Below are 3,487 nucleotides of genomic sequence, written 5' to 3' on the forward strand. Positions count from 1 at the left end.
GGGCGGGATAGTGAGGAGGGGCTCATGCTCACATCATTGAATTCGTCCGCCAGGTATGGCCGGGGGCGGGATAGTGAGGAGGGGCTCATGCTCACATCATTGAATTCGTCCGCCAGGTATGGCCGGTACGGCCCTCGCAGGATCGCAGAGCTCCTGCGCTCGACAGCCGGTTGGGTCGTCGACGACAAACGGGTCGAGCCGATCTGGCGACAGGAGGGGCTGAAAGTGCCTGCCAACCAAGCAGAGGGCATCTGTGGCCTAATGACGGGTCCTGCATCCGTCTGCGATCCGAACGGCCAACTATGTTTGGAGCTACGACTTCGTGAAGGATCGCACCCGTGACGGAAGAAAGTCTGCCCTCCCGTCCAGGAAGCGGGCGGAGCGGCACCAGCGGGCTTGGAACCGAGCCAACCCGTGTCCACTGACATGGGAGCTGGAGCGAACACTCACAACAGCCTTCGTGAAGGCTTATGGGCGCTGACTGTATACCGAGACGGACATGCTGCTTCGCCGATCCGGCCTGCGCCAAATACTCTGCAAGGGTTGATCCTGAGCCCTATCGGCTCTGTTGGTCTCGTCGATGTACTGCTCACTCCGGAGCACCGTAAACAGCAAGGGACTTAGATCCGTTGGACGTGCGGATTTTCGGATCTGCTAGACAGGGCGGCCCCAGTAAAAAGCCGTCCCTATCAAGAGCGGCCGCTCGCAACAACGGGATATCCGCAGGGCACCTTGAAGTGTCCTAAACCTTCAGATCGACCGCCGAGTCTTTACCGGTCCTGCGGTCGGATTGGACCTCGTAGGAGACCTGCTGCCCTTCGCTCAGCCCTCTGAGGCCCGCGCGCTCAACCGCACTGATATGCACGAAAACATCTTTGTCGCCAGTGTCCGGCTGAATGAAGCCGTAGCCTTTGGTTTCGTTGAACCATTTCACAGTACCCGTCGCCATTATCGTCTGTAGTCCCTTTCCATCAGCGCAGAATGGTGTCTTGATCCCATTCTGCCTCTGCTGCCCTATCCCCAGCGGAGGAGGGCTAGTTGCACTACCAAGGGTTGGCAAGCATTGGCGGATTAATCCTCGCAGCGTCGTTCCATAGTCAATCTCGTTGCGTGGCGAGAGTGGTTGCGACGAGACACAGCGTTTGCAGGATGAAGATCGCTAGGCCTGGGATCTTACCGATCATTGGAACCGAACCTCCTGAGGCCTTGTCACGCCCCACCGCCGCACTCCGCGGATGGCAATTTCCGTGTCGCCGGCGTCAACGGCGGTTTGGTTCAGACAACCTACCCCTCTTGGTGTTATGATACTCCCTTGGAGCCTGATGCGACGGCAAGGTTCGGCACCTAAGCTTGACAATGAGTCACAGCAGGGAGCCACCGGCATGGAACACTTTGCAGTCACACGCATTGGGGAAGGTCTGTGGTCGGTGTCACAGGATGGAGAGACATTCGCGACCCACCTAACCGGGGAGGAGGCGCTCTCGTTCGCACGCGCTGCGGAGCGGAGACGAGCGGGGATCGACGTGATTGTTGTGATCACTCAGGCGCGGCATTAGCCCGACGCTTAGGGTGGAAGCTCAGGAAGAGCAGCCACACCTCTCCCGACGATCCCGCCGACGCTTGACCTGGGAACTAGCCTCCAACGGCTTTTCGATTTCTTCCTCCTTCCTCTGTTCGTTTCGATTGGCCCCAGCAGCGCACCACGTGCAGATCAATGTTTGCGGGGTTGAACGAAGTAGGCAGGAACGGTTTTCTCTCCAAGGGCCTTGCCGCCTTTGAGGCGATGTAGATCCTCCGCCAGAACAAAGCGGCTGCCATCAGGCCGCAAAAGAGTGGGCGCTTCCTGCCCCTTCTCCAACATGCTCTCGGCCAAGGCATCAACCCTCTGGGTATCGAGGGTTGGCCGACGCCTCACGAGCACGTAGACATCTTGGATTGCAAGAATCTGCCGCTTCAACACCATACCGACTGGTCCTTTGGAGGTCCCCTTGGATGAAGCTCATGCGCTGGGCCCTCAATGGAGTCATCGCCATGAGCAAATTCACAGCACTGCTGGGCTTCCTCTTCCTGGTCGTTTCGTCTGCATGGGCGCAGATTCCCGCACCTTCCCCTGCGCCAGGTTCCCCACCTGCTGGTGACGCGGGAGCAGGCGGGGAGGCCTTGCGGATTACTGGTGGCTCATTACGCTCGCGATCATAGTCATTGCCGCCGTCTGGTACTTCTCGCGCCGGCGCAGAAGCCTGTAAGCGAACCTGCCCCCGTAGGACTGGACACACGGCATCGGGTCTCGATTAGCAGCCTATCTGATGCTCATGACTATCTATTGGACGAGACCCCGACCGTTGTGCCGGGTTCCTTTTGGTCTGTGCTGACCTTTGCAGTTATGCGCTCCAGGGATGCGGATCGTGAGGGGGAGGGGAATGCCGCTCGATCACCATCGAAGCTCTGATGGTGCAGACCCGCTGGTTCTGCTCGTTGCGCACCACGATGACAACATCGCTGGTGTTGCCCTTGGCGAGCCTGCCTGTTCCGATCTCAACCGCTGAGCGAGCGGCTGCCTGCACCGCAGCGTCGAGGCTGTCGAACTCGGTGCCCTCGTCATCGCGCACACTCAGTGCACCATCGTGAATGTCGAAGCAGTAGCGAGCCACGGCAATCTCCCTTAGCTGGCGCCGACATATCACACGTAGGCTTCTTCCGAACGGTCAGCGCCCTGGCTGAGAGTGCTGTCTGAAATCCTCAACCAGGGCACCAGCGGAGGGGAAGCCCTCCCTCAACTCCGAGGCCATCGGCGCCGGAGGAATTGTTTGGGCTGATACGCTATGTACCCGCGCCGCACATCCTGTCTCGGCTAGGGTAAACAATCCGTGGACCTCTCATTGCACGGCATGCGTTTTGGAAACCGGGGCCTCACCGTGTGAGAGCCAGAAGAAAGGCTGCGCCCAGTCAGATGCCTGCGTGCAGCAAATACATCTCAAATGCGTGCTTGGTCCTCTGACGATCACCAAGGTTCAGAAGTTCTGCCGCTCAGTTGACGGATGTGACGCTGGCGAGATCAGTACGATCCGAGCGACCGTCGATGTCGATTAGGAGGAGCCATTAAAGGGGACCTCGAGGAATGACTCCCGTCGAAGCTCGGCTGCCGCGGCGTCATGAGACTGTCATCGAGCCGCTTGAGGGAGTTGTGTGGCCGCTTGGCCCGAGAGCCAAAGACAGGGACGGATGCACTGCCGTCCTCGCCCCTCACCCAATCTCATCCGTTGCAGCGGCACTCAGCTCAGGTTTCAACGGCCGTGGCGTGTTATACCCGTTCAGGGAATTGGTGACGCGGTGAGATATGGGTAAGCCGTCAATGTTGTGAGACGGCCTGTCTCGTCGAGGAGACGGTTCCAGGCGTGGCAGACGGCCTCCAACACCGCGTCATAGTCATCAAGCACGCGATGCGAGAGATAGCGCTCACGCAGGTACAGCCAGACCCGCTCCACCG

At 59.4% G+C, this 3,487-nt stretch carries 2 protein-coding genes and 1 pseudogene; 1 reads left to right on the top strand and 2 read right to left on the bottom strand.

The genetic code is table 11. The features are described from left to right. A pseudogene (locus ACXJKO_RS30650) lies at positions 1-352 on the top strand (hypothetical protein); the annotation flags it as partial. A 390-nt stretch (positions 353-742) separates the two neighbouring features. On the opposite strand, the gene ACXJKO_RS30655 reads toward ACXJKO_RS30650, so the two are convergent. Continuing rightward, a complete protein-coding gene (locus ACXJKO_RS30655; protein ID WP_457094790.1) occupies positions 743-949 on the bottom strand; it encodes a cold-shock protein in 207 nt (68 codons plus the stop codon). A gap of 1,432 nt (positions 950-2,381) precedes the next feature. Beyond that, on the bottom strand, positions 2,382-2,651 hold the full coding sequence (locus tag ACXJKO_RS30660; protein ID WP_457094791.1) for a DUF6894 family protein: 270 nt from the start codon (positions 2,649-2,651) through the stop codon (positions 2,382-2,384). Positions 2,652-3,487: the final 836 nt, after the last annotated feature.

The sequence above is a fragment of the Microvirga sp. P5_D2 genome (genome assembly GCF_054049475.1).